The organism is Streptomyces sp. NPDC041796 (genome assembly GCF_055590785.1).
The window spans coordinates 22,609-48,890 of sequence record NZ_JBVJAH010000017.1 but is presented as its reverse complement, the minus strand read 5'-3'; the positions used below and the strand labels follow the sequence as shown (position 1 = coordinate 48,890).

The window sequence follows — 26,282 nt, the reverse complement described above, 5'->3', positions numbered from 1 at the left end:
GATCGAAGTCGGCGACGGTAGAGGCATGCGCAGACACGAAGTGGGGACCAACCCCTTGGACCGCGATGCCGAGAAGGGCTGGGAGGTAGCCCACCCTCTCGGCGGCACATCCCTCGACGGCGTCCGGATGGCCGGATTCCGTGATCGCCTCGCCGCCGGGCTTGATATGCGGGTGCTCCCCCAGCCGGCCGTGATCGTCGTCATCGGGCTCGGGGGAAATCCGCTCACGATGGAGACTGCCACGGGGCACCAGCCCATGAGGAGCCTTGTTGCCTCGTTGTCGCCCGGCCCGGCCCGCATCCGTGGCGAGCGCGTCGAGTGCGTCGAAGTGTGCTTGTCACCCCGGGCCGCCTATGCGCTGCTGGGCGTGTCCCCGCACGAACTGGACGGATCTGTCACCGGTCTCGAGGACCTGTGGGGGCGGTCCGAGCGACTCCTCCGCGAGCAGTTGACCGACGCCACGACGTGGCAGGAACGCCTCGCGCTGACAGACGAGTTCCTGACGAAGCGGGCTGCGGGAGCACCGTCGATGTCGCCCGAGGTCGCCGCCGCCTGGGACGCCATCGTGGCCCGTCGAGGCAGGATACGGGTCGGGGACCTCGCCGCTTCCTGCGGATGGAGCCGCAAGCGGCTGTGGTCCAGGTTCAGTGCCCAGATCGGCCTCACCCCCAAGCGTGCTGCCATGCTGGTCCGCTTCGACCACGCTGCCCGAGCACTCCGCGCGGGCGAGAGCGCCAGCGACGTCGCCCTGGCGTGCGGGTACGCCGACCAGCCCCATCTCCATCGCGACGTACTGGCCCTCGCCGGGTGCACGCCGGGCGCTCTGGCCGGCAGGGCTCCGTCCACCGGCTGACCCGTGCCCGCATCAAGGAGACCGGCTACGCACGCGTGCCCACGCCGGTTCGTGCACGTACCACCCTACGAAGGAAGGAAACCACCTGTGGTGAACACCGATGTCCGAGCAGCAGGCATGGCTGACCGCGATCTGATCGTCCGGCTCGCGTTCGGGAGCATGGCCGCGCAAACCCTGCGTGCAGCGGTCCGATTGAGGGTGCTGGAGCTGGTGGGCGATACGCCACGCCGGGCCGCCGATGTGGCCGTCGACGCCGGTGCCGAACCCCAGCCCATGACGCGGCTGCTGCGCGCCCTGGCCGGTCTCGGCCTGCTGCGGGAACACGCCCCCGATTCCTTCTCGGTGACACCTGCGGGCGCACTCCTCGACCCCGGCCGCCCCGACTCGCTCGCGTCGTTCGTGGGGATGTTCACCGAGCCGGCGATAGTACGCGCCTGGGAGCACCTGGACGGCAGTGTCCGCACCGGCGAGGTCGCGTTCGACACCGTCTTCGGCACGGACTTCTTCAGCCACCTCGCCCAGCACCCCCAGTTGTCGGAGGCGTTCAATGTGGCGATGAGCCAAGCCGTCTCGGAGACCGCCGCCGCGCTGCCGTGCGCCTTCGACTTCGGCCGGTTCACCACGGTCACGGACGTCGGTGGGGGCGACGGGACCCTTCTGGCCGCCGTGCTGGCCGCGCACCCGGGCCTCACCGGTGTGGTCTTCGACACGGCGGAGGGTCTGGCCGAGGCTCCGAAGACGATGGAACGGCACGGGGTGGAGGGGCGCTGCTCCCTGATCGCCGGGGACTTCTTCCGTTCGGTCCCGGAGGGCTCGGATCTCTATCTGATGAAGAGCGTTCTGCACGACTGGACGGACGACCAGGCGGTCACGATCCTCAGCCACTGCCGCGAGGTGCTGCCACCTGGCGGTCTCGTCCTGATCGTGGAGCCCGTGCTTCCGGAAGTCGTCGACATCAGTGCGAAAGCCGACGTCATCGACGGCGGGGTCACCTATTTGAGCGACCTCAACATGATGGTGAACCTGGGCGGCAGAGAGCGCACCCGCAAGGACTTCGAGGAAGTGTGCCGACGCGCGGGACTGTCCCTCGCCTCGGTCACTCCGCTCACGGAGGCCACACCGTTCTCCCTCATCGAGGCGGTGGCCGGCTGACGGCAGGCCGCGTGCCGGCAGGCCCCTGAGGCACCGTCTCGCCCGGGCCGTTCCTAGGGCGTGGTCCAACGCCACTCGAACGGCACAGCGAGCATCGTCAGCCGGTCCACCAGTTCCCGCTCCGCCCCGCGCGCGGCCAGCCGGGCCGCGGCGTGGCGGGCGAGCCAGGCACTCAGTTCCTGTACGAGCGCCATCTCGTCGTCGTCCCAGTGCAGGTCGTACGAGGGGTACTCGTCCCTCTCCAGGTCGTCGACCCACGCCGACGCGGCGTCGAGAAGGTGCCGGTCGGGGACGGGGCCTGTTCGCCGCGCCCATTCGGCCAGCCAGGGGGTGACCGAGCCGGCCGCGAGGACGCACACCTCGAAGACGTCGTCCGCCGGGAGCGGTGGCTCATCCTGTTCCAGGGTCCATGCCCACCAAGCCTCGAGAAATTCGCGGATGACCGCCGCCTGTGGCCATGTGCGCCACTTCGCCAGTGCCAGCGATCGCCCGGCCTGCCCTGCATGGGTGCACTCCCCCGCGGCCAGGGCTTCGGCGAACTGGGGAAGAATGCGGCCCATCACCGCCCCGTGGTCGCGCCAGTCCGGCGCTGACCAGGTGCGGTACAGCAAATCGGGTTCGAGCGGCACATCTGGTGTCCGGAGCAGCTCGAGCTCTTCCTGGCTGCCCCAGTGGCAGTCGCACTGGTTCTCGTCGGCTCGGGCGGTCATCCCCGCGAAGGTCACGCGTATGCGGTCGAGGGCCGCTTCGAGACGGTCGGCCGGGGAGGTGGTGACGGAGGTCAAGGGAAACCCCTCGGAGGACTCCAGCCGGCTTCCACCGACCGAAGGTTCGGACTTTACCAGTGGACTGTCACAGCGGGGGCACACGGTCGGTCTACTCGGTCGGCAGGAAGGCCGCACCGGGACGGCGCAGGGGTCGACGGCAACGAGTCGGCGAATGGCGACCGTTAGCCGACGACCGACAACCCTCGACGGCCGGTGAGGTGAGGTGGGGTGGGGTGAGGTCGGCAACCCGGCAGCGCCCCTTGCGGCCCCGCCGGCGCGACTGGCGACAGGTGGGACGCGGGCTCGTACCGGGCCCGGTCGCCGCGGCCAGAGCCACCCGGACCCGGCCGGCCGCGCCCCCGGAGCCACTTACTTCCTCCTCCCGTCCGGCCCAGCGACCTCCCCGTTCGCCTGGGACTCCGGCGGGACACCCCCCCGGTCCCCCGCCGCGGCTCCGCCGCCAGGTCCGACGAGGCCGCGACCCACTGAGCAGCGGATGTAGCGCCCTCCCTACGTCGTCCAGGGGCGCGGGTTTGCAGAACGCTGCGGGGAGCGGGACGTACAGGAAAAACTGCGATCGGACGCGGGGAGACCGTCTGAGCCGGGCGTACAAAGACCGGGGGGATCATGGACATGGGGATATCGCTTTCCGAGGTGCTCGGAGAGTTGCGGCGGGAGCTGTATGCGGCGCAGGCCGTGGGGAGCGACCAGCAATTCCGGTTCGAGGTGGAGCAGGCGGAGCTGTCGCTGGAGGTGGAGTTCCGGCGGGACGCCAACGGCGGTGTCAAGGTAGAAGTCGGCCTGCCGGGAGCCAAGGTCGGTGGCGAGGCCGGCAGCGTGTCGGGCAGCACCCGGCGCCAGATGCTGACGCTCACGCTGCAGGTCCGGGACGAGGCCCTGGGCGGGCAGCGGCCCCTGATTCGCCGTAGTGCCGGAGGCCTCGACACCCCAGGCAACGACGGGCCGGGGCAACAGCCCCAGGCCGAGTCGGCCGACGGCGGATCGGATGCCTCGCAGGGGAGCGCTCAGCCGCGGCCTTGGGAGGCGTGAGATGGATCCACAACGTCTTGCCTTGGTACGCACGGGGGCACCGCACGGTTCGGGCTCCGGGTACCTGGTCGGTCCTCATCTGGTTTTGACAGCGCTGCATGTCGTGCGTCCTCACGAACGGTGGGCCGGGCGCGTTGAGGTGGAGGTGGGGCACCCCCGCTACGGGACCGACCTGGTTCAGCGGTCAGCGCGCGTGTGCTGGCCCGACCCGCAGAAGGCCTCCGGGCCCTCGGAGACCGTCGACGTGGCGCTGCTGTGGCTGGATGAACCGGTGGTGATCAGTACGGGACCGGTGCGGTGGGGCCGCCCTGGCGGCGTTGTCCCCGTGCCGTTCGAGGGTGCCGGCTTCCCAGCCTTCGCGGCTGACGCCGGGAGCGTGGCTCAGTGTGAATACCTGCGCGGTGAGCTACCGGCGGTTTCGACGTCGTCGTCGGGCTGGGTGCTGGACTGCCCTGTCTGGCCGGCGCCCGGAGGTGGCGGAGAACGGCCGTGGGCGGGCGCCTCAGGCTCGGCCATCTTCTGTCACGCCGACTGGTCGGTGTGGCGGTCGAGGACAACCGGACCATGGGCTGGCGCCGTCTGCACGCCGTCCCCATCCAGGAAGCCCTTGACCAGACCGACTTCGCCGACCTCATCACTCGGCACGGTCATCCCGGCACCACCAGCGCGCTGGAAGAAGTCATGGCGCAGAACGCGGTCATGTCGGGCCGTCCGCCGGCTGAGAGCGCCGGCCCCGTAATGCTGCCCGCAGGCCCTGCCGACCTGGTCGGACGGCACGGACCGCTCCAACAGGTACTGGCGTGGTTGAACCCCGACCCGCACCCCGAGGCGGAGTCCGGCCCGGAGGCGGGGCCGGTGGTGGTGTCGGCGGTGGTGTCGGCGGTGGCCGGGATGGGCGGGGTCGGCAAGACCGCGTTGGCCCTGCACGCCGCCCACCAGGCTTCTCAGGACGGGCGGTTTCCCGGCGGGGTGCTCTTCGCGGACCTGCGCGGCTACAGCACCGACCCTGAAGTCGGCCCGCCGGCGGTGGCCGACCGCTTTCTGCGCGCGCTGGGTGTCAAGGCCGAGGACCTGCCCGCCGGCGCGGAGGAAAAGCTGGACGCCTGGCGGATAGTCGTCAACGACCTGGCTCGCCAAGGCCGCCCGCTTCTGGTGGTGCTGGACAACGCGCGCACCGCCGACCAGGTGCGCTCCTTGCTGCCGGGCTCCCCGCACCGAGCCCTGATCACCTCCCGGCAGACCATGTCCGCGCTGCGCGGTGTCCGCCGCATCACCCTCGAGGCCCTCGAAGCCTCGTACTCGCTTGATCTGCTGGAGCGCGCCCTGCGCGCAGTCCGAGCCGACGATGACCGCATCGCCACCCAGCGCGAGGACGCCCTGCGCCTGGCTGCCTTGTGCGGCCACCTTCCCCTGGCCCTGCACATCACAGCCGCCTTGTTGAGCGACGTACGCACTCGGTCCGTGGCCGCCCAGGTCAAGGCTCTGGAGGACGTCCGCACCCGCTTGGACGCCCTTGCCTGCGACGACAAGGACGATGAAGGCCGACCACTGGCTGTCCGGGTCACCTTCGAACTGTCCTACCAGCACCTGAACGCCGACCAGGCCCAGGCGTTTCGCCTGCTCGCCTCAGCTCCCGGCCCCGACTTCTCCACCGACGCGGCTGCCGCCTTGCTCCCACACCCGGGCTCTGAACGCCTGTTGCACGCTCTGGCCCGAGCCCACCTGCTGCACCCCGATCCAAGACGTCAAGACCGCTGGTCCATGCATGATCTCGTCCGCGTGTTCGCCGACGACCACGGCCGCGTACATGCCGACACCGGCCAACGCGCCGCCGCGCTGGCCCGTCTGCTGGAGCACTACGCCACCCTCGCCGCCGCAGCAGACACCCACCTGGAGACCGTGGCCGGCCTGCCGGTCTCCGACCGCTTCCCCGACCGCGCCACGGCCCTGGACTGGCTGGACACCGAACGCCCCAACCTCCTTGCCGCTGCGGCCGCCGACGCCGGCGCATGCACCGTCCTGGCCTCGGTCCTCAACCGCTTCCTCGACCACCGTCGCCACTTCGAAGACGCAATCACCCTCAAGACAGCAGCTTTGGGCATCCACCGGGACACCGGCGACCGCCGCAGCGAAGGCGGGACACTGACGAACCTGGGGCTGACCCTGACCGAGGTGCGCCGCTTCGACGAGGCCATTGCCGCCCACACTGCGGCTGTGAACATCATGCGCGACTGCGGCGACCGTCATGGCGAGGGCAAGGCACTGACCAACTTCGGGCTGGTCCTGTCGCAGGTGCGCCGCTTCGACGAGGCCATCGCCGCCCACACCACAGCCGCAGGCATCTTCCGCGACTCCGGCGACCGTCGAGGCGAAGGCATTGCCTTGACCAATCAGGGGGCTGTCCTGGACAAAGTGGGGCGATTCGATGAAGCCATCGACGTCCATGCCACTGCGGCGGGCATCTTCCGCGACATCGGTGACCGCCATAGTGAAGGCAAGGCACTGAACAACCTGGGGCTGGTTCTGTGGGAAGTGCGGCGGTGGGAAGACACCGTCGAAGCCCTCACCGCCGCAGTGGAGATCTTTCACGACACCGGCGACCACCACAGTGAAGGCAGCGCACTGACCAACCTGGGGTACGCCCTGCGACTGGCGAGCGGTGGCTGCGGCAGGGAGGACTCCAGGTTGACTGGTTCTCATGACTGGACTTGGCCGCGGCTTCCCCTTGAGCACCTAGGGCGTGCATCGAAGTATTTCCGGAGCGGTCGTCGGGCCGCTCCACTACGGTGCGGCCATGGCGAACTTTGTGCTCATTGCGGGTGCGCGACTCGGATCGTGGGCGTGGGCCGATGTGGTGCCGTATCTGCGTGCGACCGGCCATGGCATCCACCCGCTGACGTTGTCCGGTCTCGCCGAGAAGCAAGGCGTGCCCGCGGGGCAACAGACCCACGTCCAGGACATCATTGATGAGGTCGAGCGCCAGGACCTGCGTGAAGTTGTCCTGGTAGGTCACAGCTACTCGGGTATTCCGAGCGGTCAGGCCGCCGGGCGGATCGGTGACCGGCTAGCTCACCTGGTCTTCCTCGACTCCAGCGTTCCGGCCGACGGTGAACCGTTCGTCTCCGCGTGGCCGGACGGCGGGGCGAGGGTGAGGGCATCGATCGCCGAGAACGGAGGATTCTGGCCGGTCGCGCCCGCGGCCCACTTCGAGGGCCACGATCTCACCGATGAGCAGATCGCCCGGATCATGGGCGGTTCGACGCCGCACCCGGGTGCCACGCTGACCGAACCCGCCGTGCTGGAAAGGCCGCTCGGTGACCTCCCGGCGACTTACATCAAGTGCACGCTCGGTGACCCCGAGCCGAGCGACGATGTGGCCAAGCTGCTGGCCGGCGAGCGCTGGCGGCTGATCGAGATGGACACCGGCCACTGGCCGATGTTCTCCCAGCCACGCGAACTGGCGCGGATCCTCCTCGACATAGCCGGCGCGTGAACCGCGGTTCCATGCTTGCGGACACCTTGCCGGCGTTGTATCAACTGCGCTGATCACAGACACTCGTTGACGGCCGCGACGACGACGGCGTTCAAGCGGGCCGTCCCGACGGTGAAACGGGTTCCGAAGGGGTCGTCGGCGCCGTTACGCGCGGTCCGTGGCTGCGTGCCGGGTGAAGTCCATGTGCCAGTTGGTGATCCATGTCTGCCCGTCGTCGAGCGAGAACGCCTGCTCCCAGTGGGCGTGGTCGGTCGTGATGCCGGACCATAGGAAGCGCGCGAGGACCTTGCGGCCGTCGTGCTCGTCGTCGCCGTGGAAGACACCGGTGCCGTCGGGGCCGAAGCTGCCGGTGACGGGTGGGAAGAGTGTGCCGGTGCGCTTGCTCACCCAGTACAGCGACCACTGTGCGGTCGCCGGATTGAACAACCGCAGGGTCAGCCCGGAGAAGCCCTTGGTGAGGAACTCGATCTCGTCGAAGCTGGCGGCGCCGTCGAAGTGACAGGAGGCACGCGTGATGCCGGGGAACTCCTCCCAACGGTCGTCCCCCTCGGTCGGGTCGAGGAAGTCCTTGCGCCACCGATTGACGACGTCGTAGGTGCCGGTGAAGAACGCGAAGTCGTTGTTCGTCATGTCGCAGACGCTAGGACCGGTCCCCTGACATCTTGTGTCAGTGAACGGGCGCAGGTTTGCGGCCATGCGCACCGGACCACTCCTGTCGCTTCCGCTCCTGCCGCGCCGTCGCGGCCGGACGACGGGACGCGCCGGGGTGGCACACAACAGACCATGTCGGCCCGCTGTCCGAAGCGTCCGCGAATCCCCAGTCGCATCGCGACGCGAACGGCCCCGGCACGTGCACGCGGTGACAGTTCCGAGCTGCGGCTGACCTGGGGTATGACATCGCGAGACTGAGTAACGGCATCCGGAAATCTCTGCACACGCGAGCCCCAAGGCATCCCGGTCTGCCCCGGACCGCCTCCGGCACCAGCGTCGCAACCGGTCAGCGCGGGAGCTTCCGCCCGCGCCGTTTTGTCATCACCCCGGACCCGACCGGTCCGCCTGGCAGGTGATGCCGTGCGGGAGCCGGCGACCTGCCGCCGAGCCGTACGCCGTGAGACGCCGAGTGCCCGCAAGGCCGCCGGGACTTCCACGAAGTCCGCTTCACCCTGCTCGAAACGGTGCGGAAGACGCCGCAACGACGGTGGCGACACGGCGGCGCGGCAGTTACGGCGGTGGCGCGGCCGTCACCGGGGGAAGGGCCACCGGCCGCACAGAGGCGGCGATGGTATGCGGCGGAGCGGCATTCTCAGGTGGCCGGCGGGCGGCGGCCGGACCGGCTCGGCGGCGGGTGGTGTGTCCTCGGCCGATCGCACGACCACGGTGTGGAGGGGCCGGATGATACGTCACCAGGGAGGCCGCGTCGTTGATGTGTACCGGCCCACATTTTTTCCTCACATGATCCTCACCGATGCGGACCGACGCGATCCGGCCGGACGCCCGGGGCGAACGAGCCGTGTGCCGTCTGGGCCGGGAGCATGCCACGGGTGCGGTGCGATGTCGTACTCCTTGGTCACTCACCACATGGAACCCGACATTCCACGTTACTCACGAGTTCCCAACCAGTCGGCGCAAGTCGCCTTTGAGTCAAAGATTGACGTCAAGTAATGCATTAAACGGCTATACCGGCGACTGATCGGACAGGAGCTGTCAATTCCACTTTGACTCCCCCTGAGTGATCTCCAAGACTGCGCCCCGACCACCTGGCACGCGTCGGGAACCGCGTGCGGGACCTAGCAGGGGGACCGAAAGCAGAATGAAGAACAGCAACCCGAACTCCGCCCGCGTGCGGAGAGCCGTCACGCGCGGAATCGTGACCGCAACCGCGCTCGCCTCCGTCACCGCCGTGGCCGCGCCGCAGGCCGCTGTCGCCGCCCCGCCGGCCGCACCGGCCGCGGCAGCCGGGATCGGCACCACCGACACGCAGCGGGTGGACGCCGCGGCCGTGGTGCGCCTCGACCCGAGCCCGGACGTACTGCTGCTCAGCGACCACGACTTCATCCACGCCATCTGGCAGAAGGCCCGCGACGGCGGTGAGACCTTCGACGCGGTCCGGCAGGCCGCCGAGGCCGCCATGATGAGCGAATCGGCCGACGCCCACGTGCAGTTCATCGTCACCGGCATCCACGAGGCGTACGCCGTCGACAAGCAGCGCGAGAAGGACAAGGCCGACGCCGCGCGCGCCGCCCGGCTCGCGAAGTCCCAGGCGCTGATCGCGGTCGGCATCCCGAACAGCCCGGACCTGCTCGACCTGAGCGACGACAACTTCATCCGCGCCGTGATGCGGCACGAGGCCGCCGGCCCCGAGGTCCGTGCCGCCGCCGCGACGGCCCTCGCCGGAGAACCGGCCGCCTGGCAGGAGTTCATCGCCAACGGCGTCCGGGAGGCCCACCAGCGCGACGTGGCCAACGAGCTCAAGGAGCTGGAGGAGAGGGACCGCGCGGAGGCCGAGCGCCGCAAGGAGCTCGCCGCGCGCACCAACGCGGCCGCGCTCTTCCGCATCACGCCCTCCGAGGCCATGCTCGCCCTCAGCGACGACAACTTCATCCGCGAACTGCTCCGCACCGCGCCTGCCGACGCCAAGGGCAGCGAGCTCTACGCGGCGGCGCAGCGCGCGGTCCTCAGCCCCGACCCGGCCGTGTGGAAGCAGTTCATCCACACCGGCGCCGAAGAGGCGTACAAGAAGGACGACGAGGCGCGCCGCAAGCAGATCGCCGAAGCCAACCGCCGGCTCGCGCTCCAGATCCAGGCCGCCGCCGAGAAGACCGGCGTCCATCCCCACCTGGTCGCCACCGCGAAGAAGGCCCTGGCCGGCACCGACGAGGCCGTCGCCCAGTTCCTGAGGGAGGACAGCCAGTACCGGGCGAAGCGCCAGTCCTTCCAGCCGGCGAGCGGCAAGCCGGCGGGCTTCTACGTCCGGCAGTCGACGCCCGACGCCGGGGAGGCGTTCATCGCCCCCCTGTCGGCCGCGTCCAAGCAGGCCGACCGGGAGGACGCCACCTGGGTCGTCGTCCCCGCGCTCAACGGACAGCCGGGCTGCTACTCGTTCGAGTCCTCCCGCAAGCTCGGCCACTACCTCACGCACAAGGACCTCCGGGTCAGGATGGCCGCGAGCGACAACAGCGCGCAGTTCCGCAAGGACGCCACCTGGTGCGCCAAGAAGGGGCTGAGCGGCTCCGGTACGTCCTTCGAGTCCGCCGGTCAGCCCGGCCGCTTCCTCCGCGAGTACTACGGCGATCTGTTCGTGGCCAACAAGACCGCCAAGAACCGCTTCGACGTCGAGAAGGACTTCGCCCAGGACGCCTCCTGGAAGATCGTCACCCCGCTCGCGCGCTGACCGCCCGCCCGCCGAGCCCCTCCCTTCAGACCTGAGAAGAACGGAAGCACCCATGTCCCGGATCGTCCGATCCGCCCTGGCCGTCGCGGCCGGTGTCGCCGCGCTCGCCGGCGGCGTGACCGTCGCCGTCGCCGACGAGGCGCGTACCCCGTCGACCTCCACCGCCGGCACGGTGTCCACGGCCGGCACGGTGTCCAACGCCACCACGGTGTCCACGGCGACCGTGGGCGCCGACGCCGTCAAGGCCGCCGCGGCCCCGGCCCCCTCGGCCGTACAGCTCAGGGTCGCGCACAGCGACCAGTGCCTCACCGTCCCCGGCGCCAGCCTCCGCAACGGCGTCAACACCGTCCAGTCGGCGTGCGCCGACGACGCCGAGAACCAGCGCTTCGACATGGTGCCCACCGGTGCCGGAACCTTCGAGCTGCGCTTCGGGCACAGCGGCAAGTGCCTCGACGCGGAAGCCTCCGGCACCAAGACCGGCACGGCCGTCCAGCAGTGGTGGTGCGTGGGGGCACAGAACCAGCGCTGGCGCCTGGTCATGGTCGACATCGCCAAGGAACTGTACGAGCTGAAGCCCGCCCACACGGCCGTGGGCGCGAACCTCTGCCTGGACATCGAGTCCGCGAGCAAGACGGACGGGGCGACCGCGCGGCTGTGGGCCTGCAACGGCACGCCCGCCCAGCAGTGGCGCATCCAGCCTGTCACGGCCGCCTGATCCCCCTAACGCGCGAGAGAAACGGATCCCCACATGTCTCGGATCATCCGGGCAGCCTTGACCGCGGGCGCGGCCATTGCCGTCCTCGCCGGCACGGCCACCGCCGTCCAGGCCGACGGCGACACCGACAAGCGCACCGCCGCGGCGACCGCCGCCGAAGCGGCCCGCGAGGCGGCGATACTCGCCGCGGCGGCGCGGCAGGAGGCCGTGGCCCGCGCCGCGATGCCGCAGCAGGTGGTCACCCTCACTGCCGCACACAGCGGCAAGTGCCTCGAGATCGAGGGCGGCAAGACCACGGACGGCATCAACGCCCAGCAGTACACCTGCAACAGCACTGACGCACAGAAGTGGACCGCCGTCGCCAAGACCGGCGGAACCTTCGAGCTGCGTTCCGTCAAGAGCGGCAAGTGCCTCGAAATCCAGCAGCAGAGTGTCAAGGCCGGCGCGGCCGTCCAGCAGTTCACGTGCGGCCAGGGGGAGCACCAGCGCTGGCGGATGATGCTGGTCGACCCCGTGCGCAAGCTGTACGAGCTCCAGCCCGCGCACGCCGAGGGCATGTGCGTCGACATTCCCAGCGGCAAGCAGGACAACGCCGTCGACGCCCAGCTCTACACCTGCAACCGCACCGACGCCCAGCTGTGGCAGGTCCGGCCGGTCGCGTGAGCCGGCCGGCCGGCGCGCGCGGGCGCGCCCGTTGAACGCCGCGGAGGGGCGGGGCCGTACGCACGGTCCCGCCCCGGCGGTTGTGAACCGTATTTCATTCCCGAGGGGGGCTTTGAATTGAGTCGTCAGTCGAGATGCGCGCGAGCGGTGACCGTCGGCGCGCTGGTCGGCGCGATCGCCCTCGCGGGCGGCCTACCGGCGTGGGCGGAGACCGCCCCGCCCGCCGCACCGCCGCAGGTGGCGTCCACCGTCACCGCCGTACCGGCCGACCCGCCGCAGCAGCAGGCACTGTCGCCGGAGCTGGCCGCGGCCGTCGAGGAGGCCCGCAAGCGGGTCACGTCGATGGCGAAGACCCACCCGGCCGCCGAGGTGCGGACCTCGGCGTGGAACGCGTTGCGCAGTTCCCGGGGCGACCAGGCAGTCGTCGAGTGGCTCGCTCCCGGCGGCGGCTTCGACGCCGCGAAGCAGCGGGCACGGGACACCCGCGCCCGCAACAGGGCGTTCTGCGAGCGGGTGATCGCCACGCACACGGTGGAGTTCTCCCCCCAGGTGCGGGCGGCCGCGACACGGGCGCTGAAGGGCGGCGCCGCCGAGCAGGCGGCCTTCGTCGCGTCCGGATACGCCGAGGCGCAGCGCCGTGACCGCGCCGCGCGGGAGGCCGACGAGCAGCAGCGGACGGACGTCGCCGCCGCCGACCGGGACTTCGTCCGCGGCCTCGGCGTGCGGGACCCGGGCGAGCAGGTGCGGGTCGCGGCCCAGTGGGCGCTGCGCCCGGGGGCCACCGACGCCGACGTGGCGGAGTTCTTCGGCTACGGCTGGGCCACCGGGGCCGCGCTGGACCTGGCGGCGTACCGGACCCGGGTGGCCGACGCGGAGGCCGTGCGTCACCACACGCTGACCCGCCTGATCGCGAAGGCCACGGCGGCCGAGGCGGCCGTGGCCGACGCGGCGGACGCCGCAGGCGCCCGCGCCGAGGCCGAACGCGCCTGGCAGGCGGTGTCGGAGCACGCCGACGCCGCTCAGCGGGCCTGGCAGGCCGAGCAGGCCGCGGCCGCCGCCCAGGCGGAGAACTGGCGGAACGTCGCCCAGCTGTCCCGGGAGTCCGCCGAGCGCCTCTGGCAGGCGATCTCCGGCACCGCCGACGACCACGAGGCCGCCTGGGCCGGGGAGCGTGCCGCGGCGGACGAGGCGGCGGCGTTCTGGAAGGCCATGTTCGACCGCGCCCAGGACGGCGAGAGCCGCAGCCGCGGCTGAACCCGGTCCACGCCCGGCGGGCCCAGGGCCTGCAGGGCTGAACCCGGTACATGCCCGGCGGGCCCAGGGCCGGCCTGCCGGGGCTGAAACCGGTCCACGCCCGGCGGGCCCAGGGCCTGCAGGGCTGAACCCGGTACATGCCCGGCGTGACCTGGCCTGCCGGGGCTGAAACCGGAACGTCCCCGGCGGAACCAGGGCCTCCAGGGCCTGAACCCGTAACGCGCCCGGCATGACCGGGGCCTCAAGGGCTGAACCCGTAACGCGCCCGGCATAACCCGGGTCTTCAGGGGCTGCCCCACCAACCCATCGACTTGTCCATGTGTCGATCCATTGAAGGAGTTTCCCGTGAGGGAAGGAGTCCGGCGCAGAGCCGGAAGAACCCGCGGCCGGACATCCGGTCTGCTGGGAAGGGCAGTGTCGACCGTCCTTGCCCTGGCCGTTCTCGGCGGTACGGCCGGGGAGGCCGGTGCCGTCACCCCGGCGGGCCACGGCGACGTCGCCCGTACGGGCGTCACGGCCGGCGTTCATGCCGCCGGGACCGTCCAGCCCCCGCCGGCGGCGTCGGAGCTGGACCGGATCAGCGACGAACGGGACCGGCAACTGGTCGAGGACTTCGCGGAGTTCGACGAGGAGGAGGAAGTCCGCGAGGCCGCCAAGGCGGCGCTGGCGAGCACCGACCCGAACGCGATCCGCGACTTCCTGGAACGCGGCGAGGCCGAGGCACGGAAGCGTGCCAAGGACAAGCGGGACGCGGCCGATGCCGCCAACCGTCGCCAGATCGAGGCGCTGCGCGGAACGGGCGGACCGTTCTTCAACGCCGAGGTCGAGCGGGTCCTGAAGGGGACCGCGCAGGACCGCGCCGACTTCCTGGCCTTCGGCGCCGACATCGCCCGCCAGCGGGACAAGGCCACCGAGCAGAACGACCAGCAGCGCGCGGCGGAGAACCGCAAGCGGGTCGAGATGCTCGCCACGGTCGGCGGACCGGAGGTGAAGCGGACCGCGCAGGCCGCACTGGCCACGGGTGACGACAAGGTCATCGCCGAGTTCCTGGAGAAGGGCTATCTGGTCGCGGCGCAGAAGGACGCGGACGACCGGGCGGCGCACGAGAAGGCGCAGAAGGAGGCGGCCGAGGCGGCGGAGCGGCTGCGCGAGTTGGCGGAGAAGGCGGCCACCGCCGCCGCGGCCCGCACCAAGCTGATCGCCGCTCATGGTGAAGCGGTCAAGGCCTTGAAGACCGCGTCGAACGCGATGAGCGCGGCGGCGGCGCAGTCCCGTGAGGCCGACCGGATGCTGGCGGCCGACAAGGCCGGGAAGCGGCTGTCGGACTACGGGCCGGTGAAGGCCGAGGTCGCCCGGCAGGTCGGGATCGCCGAGGACGCCGCCAAGGCGGCCCAGGTGGCGGCCGGCCAGGCCAAGGTGCAGGCCGACGTGCTGGTCGGGACCGGTCTGACCCATGGGGTGCAGTGGTCGGAGGTGGCCACGGGCATCGCGGGCTCCGCGGACGCGGCGGCGAAGGCCGCGGCGACCGCGCGGCACGCGGTGGACGCCACCGCCGCCGACGCGGCCGGGCTCAACTCCAAGAACCAGGCCGAGCTGCACGCCCAGCAGGCCGCCAAGTGGCGGGCCAACGCCGAGGAGCACGCGAAGGCCGCGGCCCGCCTCGCCGAGGCGGCGGCCAAGCAGGCGAAGATCGCGGCGGACGCGGCGGCCAAGTCCCGCCAGGCCAGGGTCGCGGCCGAGCAGGCCGAGAAGGAAGCGTGGGAGCACGCCCGCAAGACGCGGGACGCGCGGATCGAGGCCCAGCGCCAGGCCAAGATCGCGGCCGAGCAGCGGGCGATCGCCGAACGTGAGCGTGACCTCGCCGCAGCGGCCCGGGCACGGGCCGAGCGGGAGCGGGACATCGCCGCGGCGGCACGCGCGCGTGCCGAGGCCGAGGCCCGCACCGCCTCCGCCCGCAGGGCCGACGCCCAGGCCGCGGCGGCCGTGGCCGCCGAGAAGCGGGCCACCGCGCAGGCCCAGGAGGGCATCGCCGCCAAGGCCGACGAGCTGGCGCGGGGCGAGGAGTCCAAGGCCCGTACCGCCCGCAACAAGGCCGTCGAGGCCGAGCGCGTCCACAATGCCGAAGCGGCGAGGGCCAGGGCGACCGAGGCGATGGCCGCCAAGGCCAAGGGCACCGAGCACGCCGAGACCGCCCGCGCGGCGGCCACGGAGGCCAGGTCCGCGGCCGACGCCGCCGGCACGGCGGCCGGCAGTGCCCGGGGCGCGGCCGACCAGGCATCGGCGGCAGCGGTACGTTCCCGTTCGGCGGCCATCGAGGCGGCCGGAGCTGCGGCCCGCGCCCGTGCGGCGGCCGCCGAGGCCACCGCGCACGCTGCTCGCGCCAACGCCGCCGCCAACAAGGCCGAGGCAGCCGCCTTCGCGGCGAACGCGGCGGCGAACAAGGCCGAGGCGGAGGCCGCCGCCACGCGTGCCGCGGCCCAGCGGGCCAACGCCCAGGCGGCCGAGGCCACCGCGCAGGAGGCGCGGGCCGGTATCGCCGCGCACGAGGCGTCCCGGCTGGCCGGACTGGCCGCCGTCCACGCCAACCAGGCGCTCCAGGCGGCCAACCGCACCCGCGACGAGGCCGACGGCGCCACCCGCGAGGCGGCGATGGCCCGCCTCCAGGCCGGCATCGCGGTCCAGGCCGCCACTTCGGCCCGTACCACCGCCGCCGGCATCGCCGACCCGGCGAACACCGCCATCATGCTCACCGCGCCGTTCACCGGCACGGACGTCGACGCCGACTTCGCCACCGAGGTGGCCAAGGCCGCCCAGGCCATGGGCCAGGCGGAGGTCACCAAGGCCGAGGCGAGGGCTGCCGAGGCGCTCAAGGCCGCCGAAGCCGCCGAGGCCGCGGCCAAGCGCGCCAACGCCCAGGTGGCTCCGGCCTTCAAGGCGGCTGCGGCAGCCGCGCGTTCCTCCGCCGACGCGGCACGCTCCTCGGCGGCCGCGATGAAGTCCGCCGCCCAGGCCGCCGAGGACGGCGCCAAGGCCCGCGCCGCCGCGGCCCGCGCCAACGAGGCCGACGCCCAGGCGCAGGCCGACGCGAAGCTCGCCCGCTCGGCCGCCAACCAGGCGTTCGCCGACGCGGCAGCCGCACGCAACGCCGCCACCCAGGCCGAGGCCGAGGCGGCCCGCGCCCGGGGCGCCGCAGCCGAGGCCGACAACCACGCGGCCGCCGCCAACAGCGCCGCGAGTCTGGCCGAGAAGGAGGCCAGCGTCGCCCAGGGCGCTGCCGCCCAGGCGGAGAAGGACGCCGCCGACGCCAACTCGTTCGCGGAGTCGGCCGAGAAGCACGCCACCTCCGCCGAAACGGCCGCCAAGAACGCCGGCACCTACGCCAAGGAAGCCGACGAGGCCGCCAAGAAGGCCGAGGAATACCAGCGCGAGCTCGAACGCAAGGAACGCGAGGAAGCCGCCAAGGCCAAGGAGAAGGGCGACCCCTACTCCCTGGACGCGGCCGAGCGCAAGGCGCTCGAGGCGGCGGGGATGAGCCCGGCCGAGTTCGAGGCGGCCCGCGCCCTCGCCCAGCAGGACCTGCTCGACTACCTGATGGAGAACGGCGCCGAACTCCTCGTCGAGATCGCCGCCGAAAAGATCAAGGAGTGCTGGGACGACCCGGACATCCCCACCTGCCTGTGGGCGATCGTCGAGAACCTGCCGTGGACGAAGGCGGCCGCCATCGTCAGCAAGCTCCCGAAGATCGGCAAGGCCATCTGGGGCATCAAGGAGTTCCTCGACAAGTCGGCCAAGGCGAAGAAGCTGGTCGACAAGGGCGAGGAGATCCTCGACGACGTATGGAAGAAGCTCCCGGCCTGCGCGACGGACAAGAAGAAGAGCGGTCCGGCGGCCAGGAGTGCCGCGGCGAAGGCGGCCGCTCCGCAGCGCGCCCTCGCGGCGCGGTCCGGCGGCGGCAAGGACGCGGAGGACATCGGCCTGGCTCGTGAGGAGTACATCGCCAAGCTCATCGGCGGGAAGGTCGCCAAGGACGACAAGGGCCAGGACATCAAGATCGTCATGCCCAACGTGGGTTCCAGCGGCCTCGACGTCATCGGGCCCGATGGTTCGTACGTGTACGTCGGAGGTGGCGCCAAGGCGGCCAATCCGTCCAAGTTCGGCAAGGCCCTTAAGATCAACAAGTACGCGGCCGACGAGGCGGGCGTGAAGGCGGTCTACTACCTCGCCGACAACACCCCGGAATCGGCCATCAAGCAGGCCAAGAAGGTCTTCGGAGAAGAGAATGTCCACATTTTCACGCTGCCGAGCTGCTGACCATGGCTGACGGATACATCCGCTGGTACCGCGAGTCGGCGGCCACGCCGGTGTTCGCCGCACAGGCGGAGCTGTTCGAGGAGCAGGGTCTCGGGCTCGTACACCCCGCCAAGGGCGCGGCCGTCGTGCTCGACATCGAGGGGGACGACGTCCTCATGAGTCCGGAGGAGCTCGGCCGGCTGCTGGGGCTGCGGATCGCGTCCCTCACCATGAACTGGTGGCTGTCCGCCGACGTCGACGTGGTCGACGAGTACGCCTACGAGCCGCTCGGCTGCGAGATCCAGACCTTGTGGCTGGACGGTCTCACGCGGGAGCAGGCGGGCACGGTCGAGGCGGCCGTCCTCGCCACGGCCGCCGCGCTTCCCGTGCCGACTCGCGCCGTGATCGTCGACCGGCAGGGCGTGGGCGACCCAGGTGACTGGGACTCACCTGTGCTGTACGACGGGGAAGAGCTGCCGCCCCACCCGGACCGGCTGCTGCTGCACCCGCCGCTCGCGGACCGGCTTCTGACGGCCCGGCCGGAGCTGAAGGGCGAGCCGGCAGAAGGGGGGCTGACCTCGGTCGGTCCCGCCCCCGCCCGCTGACCCACCCCCGAGGAAGGCCCCGCCGGACCTGCGTCCGGCGGGGCCTTCCTCATGCGCGCGACGGGTTCCGAGGGCGGGCCGGGCTACTTCGGGCCGGGCTGCTGATCCCGTGCCGTCCGACCGCGCAAGGCAGTCCTGAAGGTCACCGCCGCAGCCGGCCGCCTCCGCCTCACCCCGGCGTCGCGGGTTCTTCATCTCGCGGCGGGAGTGCCGAGCTCGGTGACCTCAACCCAGTTGACGCCCTCGTCGTCCGCGCGAAGGGAGTTCTCCCAGTCGTCCACGGCCACCACGGCGTACATCACGGTCTCGCCGTCCGCCGTACTGCCGTGGAGGAAGGAGGTGGTGTTCTCGGCGATGTAGTCGACCCGGTGGGCGAGCCAGACCTGGCCGCCGTCGCCGTCGTCGTACCGCACTGCCTTGAAGAGCTCGTACCGCTTCAGGTCGGGCTCGGTGCTCGGCTGCCACTCCAGCAGTACGCCGTCCTCGCGGGCGGTCGCCTTCAGGCCGGTGACGGGGGCCGGGGCGACCCGGTCGCCGTCGGTGGTGGCGGACGCGGAGGCGGACACGGGGGACTCGTTGCCCGCACGGTCCACGGCGGTCACGGTGTAGGTGTACGTCCTGCCGTGGCCGACCGACATGTCGGTGTAGGTGCTGCCCCAGACCTCCTTGTACAGAACGCCGGAGCGGTACAGGCGGTAATGCGTGACGTCGTCGCTCGTCGAGGGGGTCCATGCGACGACGATGCCGTTGCGCGGCTCGAACCGGGCGGTCACGCCCGTCGGCACCGCGGGCGCGTAGTCGCCGCGGGTGGCGGACACCACGCTGCGCGTCGCGGACGTGTTGCCGGCCGCGTCGGTGGCGGAGACGGCGTAGGTGTAGCCCGTCCGCTCGGCGGCGGTGGCGTCCGTCCAGGCGGTGGAGGTCACCGCGGCGAGCTGGACCACGGGGTGGGTGCTTCCGGTGTCGGTCTGCCCGTGCTGCTGCCGGAAGACGGTGTACTTCGTCGCACCGGCGACCGGCTGCCACGCCAGCACCGTTCCGCCCTGGGTGTCGGTCGCGGTCAGCCCGCCGGGCGCGGCGGGCGCGGTCCGGTCGACGGCGGTGACCGTCTGGTCGGCACTGCCCAGGGACTCAAGGCCGGCCTTGTCGACGGCTCGGACTTCGTAGAGGAACGATTCGCCGGTGGCAGGCGGATAGGTGACGAAGGAGGTCCCGGTGACGAGGGCGGTACCGCTGACCTTCACCCAGGCGGTGGAGCTCAGCCGACGGTAGACCCGGTAACCAGCGAGGTCCATTTCCTTGTTCGCCGACCAGCGCAGCGTGGCCTTGTTCGTGACCCGGTCGTGGACGACCGAGGTACCGACGGGCGCGAGCGGCCGGACGGTGTCGACGGTGGCCGCTGTGCGGGGTGCGTAGGTGAACTGCACGTTCGCGGAGCCCGTCCAGGCCACGTAGTCCACCCGGACGGTGTGGCGTCCGGCCGGGACGGTGACGTTGACGGTCTTGCTCTGCGTGGCGGAGACGTTCCGCCACAGGTCGATCTTGCGCACCCCGTCGAGGTACACGCGGATGCCGTCCTGCGTCGCGGCGGCGAACGTGAAGGGCCCGCCGGATCCGAAGTCGCGGGTGACGGACCAGCGGACGGAGAAGTTGTCCCTGGGCAAGGTGACGCCGGCCGGGTCGCCGGTGCCGTAGTTCTCGTTGATGGTGGCGTCACAGCTCGTGAGCTCGGGCGTGCCGCTGAACGCGGTATTGGCGAAGAACTGCGCCTTCCAGATGGGAGAGGTGCAGGTGACGGCCGCCGAGGCCGGGGTGGCGGTGAGGAGACCGCCGGTGGCGGCGAAGGCGGCCGTCGTGGCCAGCGCGCTCAGCCGGGTACGAGTGATCACAGAGTAAGGGGCCCTTTCCGGACCACGCGGCGCAAGGCCGGGGCAGCACAATATGAGGGAGCGATGCGCGGGGGGAGGGCGGTGCGGGTGGGGCCGGTGTTCCGCCGGAACGGCACTGTACAGCGCTGTTCGGCTCCGCATGGCAGAGGGCCGGTCCGGGGATGTGACAAGCCTGCCGATTGCAACGGGTGGCTCGTGGGGCGGCCTGTTTCGCGCTTCCGTCCCCGTTCCCAGGTCACAACACCATCATTGGTTCATGACCACGGTTGGCCCAACTCACCTGCTTGCTGCCCACCTTCGGTCCGCCTCTGGTGGGGCACGAACCCGGCGGACTGGAGCACGCCGTACGGCGGTTCACGTCGCAGGCCGTTCAGGGGCGAGATGGGCAAGGAGGCTGCCTGAGCCCGTCACGGGCGTCCACGTCCGGGCCGTGATCCCGTTCCCGGCCGGAGGCCGACGAGTTCTTTTCCTCTCCCCGTTGAGGCGTGCCGGTCCGCGGACAATCATGGCCGCCATGCAGCGACCGAGGGAGATCATCGGGTGTGGAGACTTCGTCCTGCGGCGCTGGCGGGGGCAGAGCGACTTCGCCTCCGCCTTCACGTTGATCGAGGAGTCCCTGGACCACTTGCGCCCCTGGGAGCCGTGGGTCGCCCGTCACAGCGAGGAGAGCACCCGGGACTTCCTCGCGAGGTCCGAGGCGAACTGGGCGCGCGGTGACGTGTACACCTACGCCATCGCCAAGGACGGCACCCTCGTTGGTATGTGTCAGTCCTACCGTGGGACAGAACCCCAGGGCCGGTGCATGGGGTACTGGCTGCACCCTGCTGCCACTGGTCAAGGCATCGCCACGAGAGCTACGGCGGCCATGGTCACCGAGATGTTCACCCTGCCGGACGTGGAGTACCTGGAGATCGCGCACGACCTGGCCAACACCTCCAGCGCCGCCGTACCACGCCGGTTGGGCTTCACCGAAGTCCGGCGCGAACGGGCAACGCCGCCCGCAGCGCCCTCCGGCAGCGGGATCAACGTGGTCTGGCGGCTGAACCGCCCTGCGCCGTCTGCCGACGGCACTTCCCGCCCCTGAAGCCCTGCCTTCGCGGAACCGTCCCGAGAGGCGCCGGGCCCTCCCCGCCAACTGGAAGTGAAACATTCCGGTCTCCGCGTCACGTCATCAGAGCGTAAGCACATGGATCCCATGTGTGCTCAATGGCCTCACCGAGGGGGACAGTTGCGCAGGAGACACAGCACACCGGCCAGGGTCGCCGTGATGGCGGCGCTCGCTCTGGCGACGGGCACAGTCACGGCGCTGCCGGCCACCGCCGCCCCGCCCTCCGCTCCACCCGCCGCCGACCCGGCTGCCGACAGGCCCGCCGCGGCGACGGCCGGTGGCCGGGCGGGCTCGGGAACCGGGACGGGCGGCGGGATGGGCGCCGGGCCCGTGGAACGCTGGATCACCCTGATCACGGGTGACGCGGTGGGCGTGAACGCGTCGGGCGAGCCCGTGCGGATCGTACGCGGCAAGGGTCGCGAGACCATACCGATCAGGGTCGAGCGAACCAAGCGGCATACGCTCGTCGTTCCGCACGACGCACGGCAGCTCATCGACGCCGGCCGGGTCGACGAGCGGCTGTTCGACATCACGGAGCTGAGCGGACCGGCGTACCGGAAGCGCGAGGCCTCGGGCATCCGGCTGATCGTCGGTTACAACGGCTCGAGGGCGGGCGGCACGGCCGGGAAGGCGGCCCGGGCGCTGAAGTCGGAGTTGCGGGAGGACGGTACGGCCAAGGTACGGCGTGCCTTCCCCCGCCTCGACGCGGAGGCGGTGACCGTGCCCGCCGCGTCGGCGGGAGACCTCTGGGAGACGCTGACCGGTACACCGGGTACGGCGGGTACACCGGGCGCGTCGGCCAAGGCCCGTGCCGGCCAACGGAGCGCGGACCCCGGGCTGCGCCGCGTTTCGCTCGACGGGGTGCGGAAGGCGAGCCTCGACCGGAGCACCGCGCAGATCGGGGCTCCCGCCGCCTGGAAGGAGGGCTACGACGGACGGGGGGTTCGCATCGCGGTCGTCGACAGCGGCGTGGACGAGACCCATCCCGACCTCGCGGGCCGCCAGGACGCCGAGCAGAACTTCTCCGACGCGCCCGACGCCGTGGACCGCGTCGGACACGGCACCCATGTGGCATCCATCGCCGCCGGTACGGGGGCCCAATCGGCGGCCTCCTTCCGGGGCGTCGCCCCTGGGGCCCGCATCCTGGACGCCAAGGTGCTCGACGACGACGGCTACGGCAGCGACTCCGACGTCATCGCCGGCATCGAATGGGCGGCCGCCCGGAACGCCGACATCGTCAACCTCAGCCTCGGCGGATACGATCTTCCCGGCGTCGACCCGGTGGAGGAGATCGTCAACCGGCTCTCGGCCGAGCGCGGCATCCTTTTCGTGGCCGCGGCGGGCAACAAGGGCCCGGCCGCGAACAGCGTGGACTCCCCCAGCAGTGCCGAACGCGCGCTGGCGGTCGGCGCGGTGGACGACGACGAAACCGTCGCGCCCTTCTCCGGCCGCGGCCCGACCGCCGACGGCCTGGTCGTCAAACCTGACGTCACGGCGCCGGGGGTCGGCATCACCGCCGCCGTCGCGCCCGGCAGCCGCGTCGCGCGGGAGGCCGGCGAGAAACCGCCGGGATACGCCACGATCTCCGGCACGTCCATGGCCACCCCGCACGTGGCGGGAGCGGCGGCGCTGCTCAAGCAGCAGCACCCCGAGTGGACGAGTGCGGAGCTGAAGGCCGCGCTCGTCGCCGGTACCCGGCCGGCCGGCGCGGGTGTCTTCGCCGAAGGGGCCGGACGTATCGACGTGGCCGCGGCCGTGAAGCAGACCGTCGTCGCCGAGCCCTCGTCGGTGGCGTTCGGCCGGCAGGCCTTCCCGCACGCGGACGACGAATCCGTCACCAAACAGGTCACGTACCGCAATCTCGGCACCGAACCGGTCACCCTCGACCTGTCGGTGGGCGCCGTCGGGCCGGACGGCAAGCCCGCACCGACGGGCATGTTCACGCTCGACGCCGAGCGCCTGACCGTTCCGGCGAAGGGCGGCGCCACCGTCGGTCTGACCGCCGACACCCGGCAGGGCGGCGACGTCAACGGTGTGTACAGCGCGACCGTGACGGCCCGGGGCGCGGACCAGGCCGTCCGGACGGTGGCCGTGGTCGAGCGGGAGGTCGAGTCGTACGACGTGACCGTCCGTCACATCGGCCCCGACGGCGCGCCCGCGACCCACTACTGGCCCTCCCTGCACCGGCTCAGCGGCCTCGGTGCCGTGGGCAAGGAGTACGCGCGGACCACGACCGCCGGGACGTACACGGCCCGCCTGCCGAAAGGCGTCTACTACCTCGACGCGCTGATCTACGGGGTCGGCGACAACCGCAGCCAGATCTCGGCGCCGCACTTCGAGGTCACCGAGGACACGACGGTCACGCTGGACGCGCGTACCGCAAGGCCGGTCGACATCACCGGTCCCGAGCCGGCCGCGCAGCGTCTCTTCGCCGAGACGTTCATCGAACTGAGCACCCCGGACTACGGCTTCTCGACCGGTATGACGGGCACCTCCTTCTCGACCATCCGGACCGCCCACCTCGGACCGGACTTCGCGACCGAGGGCATGCTCTACCAGCAGTTCAGCGCGTTCGACATCCACGGCGCCAAGGAGTACCGCTACGCCTACGGCGACAAGGTGACCCGCCTGGCCACGGGCTTCGAACGCCACGCCGGGCCACGGGACATGGCGGAGATCGCCATTCGGCAGGGGGCCACGGTCCCCGGCAAGCAGGGCCAGCTCGTCGCCCGGCCGATCGACCCCGACGTGTTCGGTTCCTTCATCAGTCCGGGTGTGACACGCCCGCTGCCCACGGCGACGACCACGTACGTGACGACAGCGGGCACCGACTGGTTCATGGCGCTGGAGCAGCTCGACGCCAACGGGTCCTATCCGGAGCTGACACACGGCACGGGGATCCAGCGGTACGAGGCCGGCAAGTCCTACCGCCGTGACATGGGCATCGGGGTCTTCAGCCCCGCGCTGAGGACCGGCGAAGGGGTCTTCCGCAACGGTGACAGGATCACCGGCTGCGTCGGACTCCTCAGCGACAGCACCGGCAACTGGGGTTACGCGTCCGAGGACACCGTGACCGCGGCCCTGTACCGGAACGGCGTCGAGGTCGCCTCCTCCCCGGAGCTGCTGGACTGCTCGACCGGTGTGAGCGTCCCGGCGGAGACCGGTGCGTTCCGGCTCACCGCGTCGGCTTCCCGGAGCGGCCCGTCCGCCGCCCCCGTCGAGGTGACGGCGGACTGGACGTTCCGGTCCGGTCACACCGCCGCCGACGAGGCGCTTCCCCTCTCCGTGGTCCGCTTCGCGCCGCGCCTGGACGGTGCGTCGGCGGCCCGGGCGGGAGTGCTCACCAGGATGCCGGTGAAGGTGCTGGGCGCCGCAGCCGGGAGGAACCTCAAGTCGCTCGGTGTGGAGGTCAGTTACGACGGTACGACGTGGAAGAAGGCCAAGGCGGTCAAGGGCGGCTTCCTCGTGCGCAACCCGGCGGCCGGCCGGAGCATCTCGCTGCGTGCCGTCGCCGTCGACAAGCAGGGCAACACCGTGACGCAGACGGTCCGCAACGCCTACCGGCGGAAGTGACCCCGCGCGACAGCCGTCGCGCACCCCGAGCGGCCCGGCGGCACCCGCCGCCGGGCCGCACCCGTGTGCGGCGGTGTCCGGTGGGGTCCGCTGTGGTCCGGTGGGGTCCGGGCAGGGCTCCACGCCGAGGCCGCCGGCCACTACAGTTGGCCGACCATGCCTGATCTCCTCGGAATCAACCACTTGACGGTGTCCACCACCGACCTCGACCGGCTCGTGACGTACTACACGGAGGTGCTCGGAGCGACGCTCGCGTTCGAGCGTGCCGCGACCCCTTCTGATCCTCGGATCGCGGTCCTCGACGTCGGGGGGAACGACCATCTGATGGTCGTCGAAACCGCCACCACCTCCGCCATGGATCTCGATCCCCTGGGGCGGGCGGGTTGGGGGCTGCGCGTGGGAACGTACGCGCGACTGTGTGAGGCACGTGAACGGATCCTGGGTGCCGGGTGGCCGGTCGGGCAGATCGAGACCCTGCCCACTCAGTGGACGATGACGGCTCGTGATCCCGATGGACGCCCCGTGGACGTTCGCGCCCATCGCCCGCGCACCGCGCCGCCGCTCTCAACCACTGACTGACGAACGGCCGGCGGCGGGGCTGCCGGCAGGGCCGCGCCCTCCCGGCAGTCCCGCCTCGCGGTTCAGCAGGCGTCGACCTTGGCGACCGGTGTCCAGTCGCCGTTGCGGTCTTCCGAGTAGGCGCCCGGCGTCGTGCAGATCAGGCGGCCGGAGCCGTTGTACATGCGCGCCCTGGTGCCACTGGACTGATTGTTGCTCCAAGAGCCCGGGCCGTTCCAGACGATCGAGATGGGCTCGCTGCACAGTCGCTGCCGCTTGACCGTTCCGGTGAAGTCGGTGCCGGAGTACGCGCAGAAGGTGTAGGAGGCGCAGGAGGAAGGAGCTTGCTGATCTCGTACCCGCGCAGGAGCGTCGAGGTCGCGGGCGTACACCTCGCCCGGCAGCGGCAGGAGCAGTTCGCTGCCGTCCGGCAGGCGGATCTCGTTGGCTGCCGTCTGGGCACCTCCTGAGCGTTCCAGCTCGGCTTGCACCTGCGCCTGTAACACGTCCGCCTGGGCGCCGCTGAAGCCGGCATCACGGGCCTGCGCGTCGAACCCGGTCCGGTCGGCTGCGGTTGCCGTGTGTGCGGCGAACGTCGTGCCGGCGAGCAGCACCGCACCGCTGGTGATGGTCACGGCGAGGCGCATCAGTCGGCGGTCCGGCGGTGGCGCGTTCGTACAGACCATGGCCACGCGGGAAGAGCGGCTTCCTCGCTTGTGCCGTCGTCCTGACTCCGCGGTGGGCCCGGTGACGGAGCCGGGCCGTACATTGGCGCGTACCGGCACCGGCACACGGACACCGGGCAACACCGGTCCGGCTCCGCGGGGAGCCGGACCGGGACGTTTCCAGGACCCGTCCGTCGCCGGGTACCGGGATACCGAGGGGTGAAAACCGGAAAAGCACACAAGCGCTTCACCCGGG

General features: G+C 71.4%; 18 protein-coding genes. 14 read left to right on the top strand and 4 right to left on the bottom strand.

Features of this window, described 5'->3' with window-relative positions; genetic code table 11:
- Nucleotides 1-25 precede the first annotated feature (25 nt).
- Together ACZ6C1_RS28910 and ACZ6C1_RS28905 are read left to right on the top strand one after the other, a co-directional pair.
- On the top strand, nt 26-853 hold the full coding sequence (locus ACZ6C1_RS28910; RefSeq protein ID WP_469244730.1) for a helix-turn-helix transcriptional regulator: 828 nt from the start codon (nt 26-28) through the stop codon (nt 851-853).
- An 87-nt stretch (nt 854-940) separates the two neighbouring features.
- Nucleotides 941-2,005: a methyltransferase gene (locus ACZ6C1_RS28905; protein WP_469244728.1), complete on the top strand. Its 1,065-nt coding sequence runs from the start codon at nt 941-943 to the stop codon at nt 2,003-2,005.
- Nucleotides 2,006-2,058: 53 nt separating this feature from the next.
- On the opposite strand, the gene ACZ6C1_RS28900 is transcribed toward ACZ6C1_RS28905, so the two are convergent.
- Nucleotides 2,059-2,790, bottom strand: a complete 732-nt coding sequence (locus ACZ6C1_RS28900) for a hypothetical protein (protein WP_469244726.1) — start codon at nt 2,788-2,790, stop codon at nt 2,059-2,061.
- A gap of 609 nt (nt 2,791-3,399) precedes the next feature.
- On the opposite strand from ACZ6C1_RS28900, the gene ACZ6C1_RS28895 reads away from it, so the two are divergent.
- The 3 genes from ACZ6C1_RS28895 (at nt 3,400) to ACZ6C1_RS28885 (ending at nt 7,315) form a co-directional block, all read left to right on the top strand.
- Complete coding sequence (locus ACZ6C1_RS28895) at nt 3,400-3,822, top strand: trypco2 family protein (protein WP_469244724.1); 423 nt, start codon at nt 3,400-3,402, stop codon at nt 3,820-3,822.
- Nucleotides 3,823-4,362: 540 nt separating this feature from the next.
- Entirely contained in the window at nt 4,363-6,789 is a 2,427-nt protein-coding gene (locus ACZ6C1_RS28890; RefSeq protein ID WP_469244723.1) for a tetratricopeptide repeat protein, read from the top strand.
- Entirely contained in the window at nt 6,674-7,315 is a 642-nt protein-coding gene (locus ACZ6C1_RS28885; protein WP_469244721.1) for an alpha/beta fold hydrolase, read from the top strand. Before ACZ6C1_RS28890 ends, ACZ6C1_RS28885 begins: the two co-directional genes overlap by 116 nt.
- 144 nt (nt 7,316-7,459) lie before the next feature.
- Here ACZ6C1_RS28885 and ACZ6C1_RS28880 read toward each other — a convergent pair whose 3' ends face one another.
- Nucleotides 7,460-7,945 (bottom strand): hypothetical protein, encoded by a 486-nt coding sequence (locus ACZ6C1_RS28880; protein ID WP_469244719.1) that lies wholly within the window; start codon nt 7,943-7,945, stop codon nt 7,460-7,462.
- Between the two features lie 1,237 nt (nt 7,946-9,182).
- Between ACZ6C1_RS28880 and ACZ6C1_RS28875 the strand changes: the two genes are divergently transcribed.
- The 6 genes from ACZ6C1_RS28875 (at nt 9,183) to ACZ6C1_RS28850 (ending at nt 18,233) form a co-directional block, all read left to right on the top strand.
- Nucleotides 9,183-10,706, top strand: a complete 1,524-nt coding sequence (locus tag ACZ6C1_RS28875; protein WP_469244717.1) for an AbfB domain-containing protein — start codon at nt 9,183-9,185, stop codon at nt 10,704-10,706.
- Between the two features lie 52 nt (nt 10,707-10,758).
- Nucleotides 10,759-11,421, top strand: coding sequence for an RICIN domain-containing protein (locus ACZ6C1_RS28870; protein WP_469244715.1), 663 nt, complete (start codon nt 10,759-10,761; stop codon nt 11,419-11,421).
- A 33-nt stretch (nt 11,422-11,454) separates the two neighbouring features.
- Entirely contained in the window at nt 11,455-12,084 is a 630-nt protein-coding gene (locus ACZ6C1_RS28865; RefSeq protein ID WP_469244713.1) for an RICIN domain-containing protein, read from the top strand.
- Between the two features lie 147 nt (nt 12,085-12,231).
- Nucleotides 12,232-13,338 carry a hypothetical protein gene (locus tag ACZ6C1_RS28860; protein WP_469244711.1) on the top strand — a complete coding sequence of 369 codons (1,107 nt, stop codon included), beginning with the start codon at nt 12,232-12,234 and terminating at the stop codon, nt 13,336-13,338.
- A gap of 414 nt (nt 13,339-13,752) precedes the next feature.
- Nucleotides 13,753-17,649, top strand: coding sequence for an ALF repeat-containing protein (locus ACZ6C1_RS28855; protein WP_469244709.1), 3,897 nt, complete (start codon nt 13,753-13,755; stop codon nt 17,647-17,649).
- Nucleotides 17,650-17,651: 2 nt separating this feature from the next.
- Nucleotides 17,652-18,233 carry a hypothetical protein gene (locus ACZ6C1_RS28850; RefSeq protein ID WP_469244707.1) on the top strand — a complete coding sequence of 194 codons (582 nt, stop codon included), beginning with the start codon at nt 17,652-17,654 and terminating at the stop codon, nt 18,231-18,233.
- A gap of 191 nt (nt 18,234-18,424) precedes the next feature.
- On the opposite strand, the gene ACZ6C1_RS28845 is transcribed toward ACZ6C1_RS28850, so the two are convergent.
- Entirely contained in the window at nt 18,425-20,122 is a 1,698-nt protein-coding gene (locus ACZ6C1_RS28845) for a fibronectin type III domain-containing protein (RefSeq protein ID WP_469244705.1), read from the bottom strand.
- Between the two features lie 514 nt (nt 20,123-20,636).
- Between ACZ6C1_RS28845 and ACZ6C1_RS28840 the strand changes: the two genes are divergently transcribed.
- From ACZ6C1_RS28840 to ACZ6C1_RS28830, 3 genes are all read left to right on the top strand, one after another.
- A complete protein-coding gene (locus tag ACZ6C1_RS28840) occupies nt 20,637-21,206 on the top strand; it encodes a GNAT family N-acetyltransferase (protein ID WP_469244703.1) in 570 nt (189 codons plus the stop codon).
- Between the two features lie 183 nt (nt 21,207-21,389).
- Nucleotides 21,390-24,803: a S8 family peptidase gene (locus ACZ6C1_RS28835; protein ID WP_469244701.1), complete on the top strand. Its 3,414-nt coding sequence runs from the start codon at nt 21,390-21,392 to the stop codon at nt 24,801-24,803.
- A 189-nt stretch (nt 24,804-24,992) separates the two neighbouring features.
- On the top strand, nt 24,993-25,382 hold the full coding sequence (locus ACZ6C1_RS28830; protein ID WP_469244699.1) for a VOC family protein: 390 nt from the start codon (nt 24,993-24,995) through the stop codon (nt 25,380-25,382).
- Nucleotides 25,383-25,444: 62 nt separating this feature from the next.
- Here the strand turns inward: ACZ6C1_RS28830 and ACZ6C1_RS28825 are convergent, their stop codons facing one another.
- Nucleotides 25,445-25,996, bottom strand: coding sequence for a peptidase inhibitor family I36 protein (locus ACZ6C1_RS28825; RefSeq protein WP_469244697.1), 552 nt, complete (start codon nt 25,994-25,996; stop codon nt 25,445-25,447).
- Nucleotides 25,997-26,282: the final 286 nt, after the last annotated feature.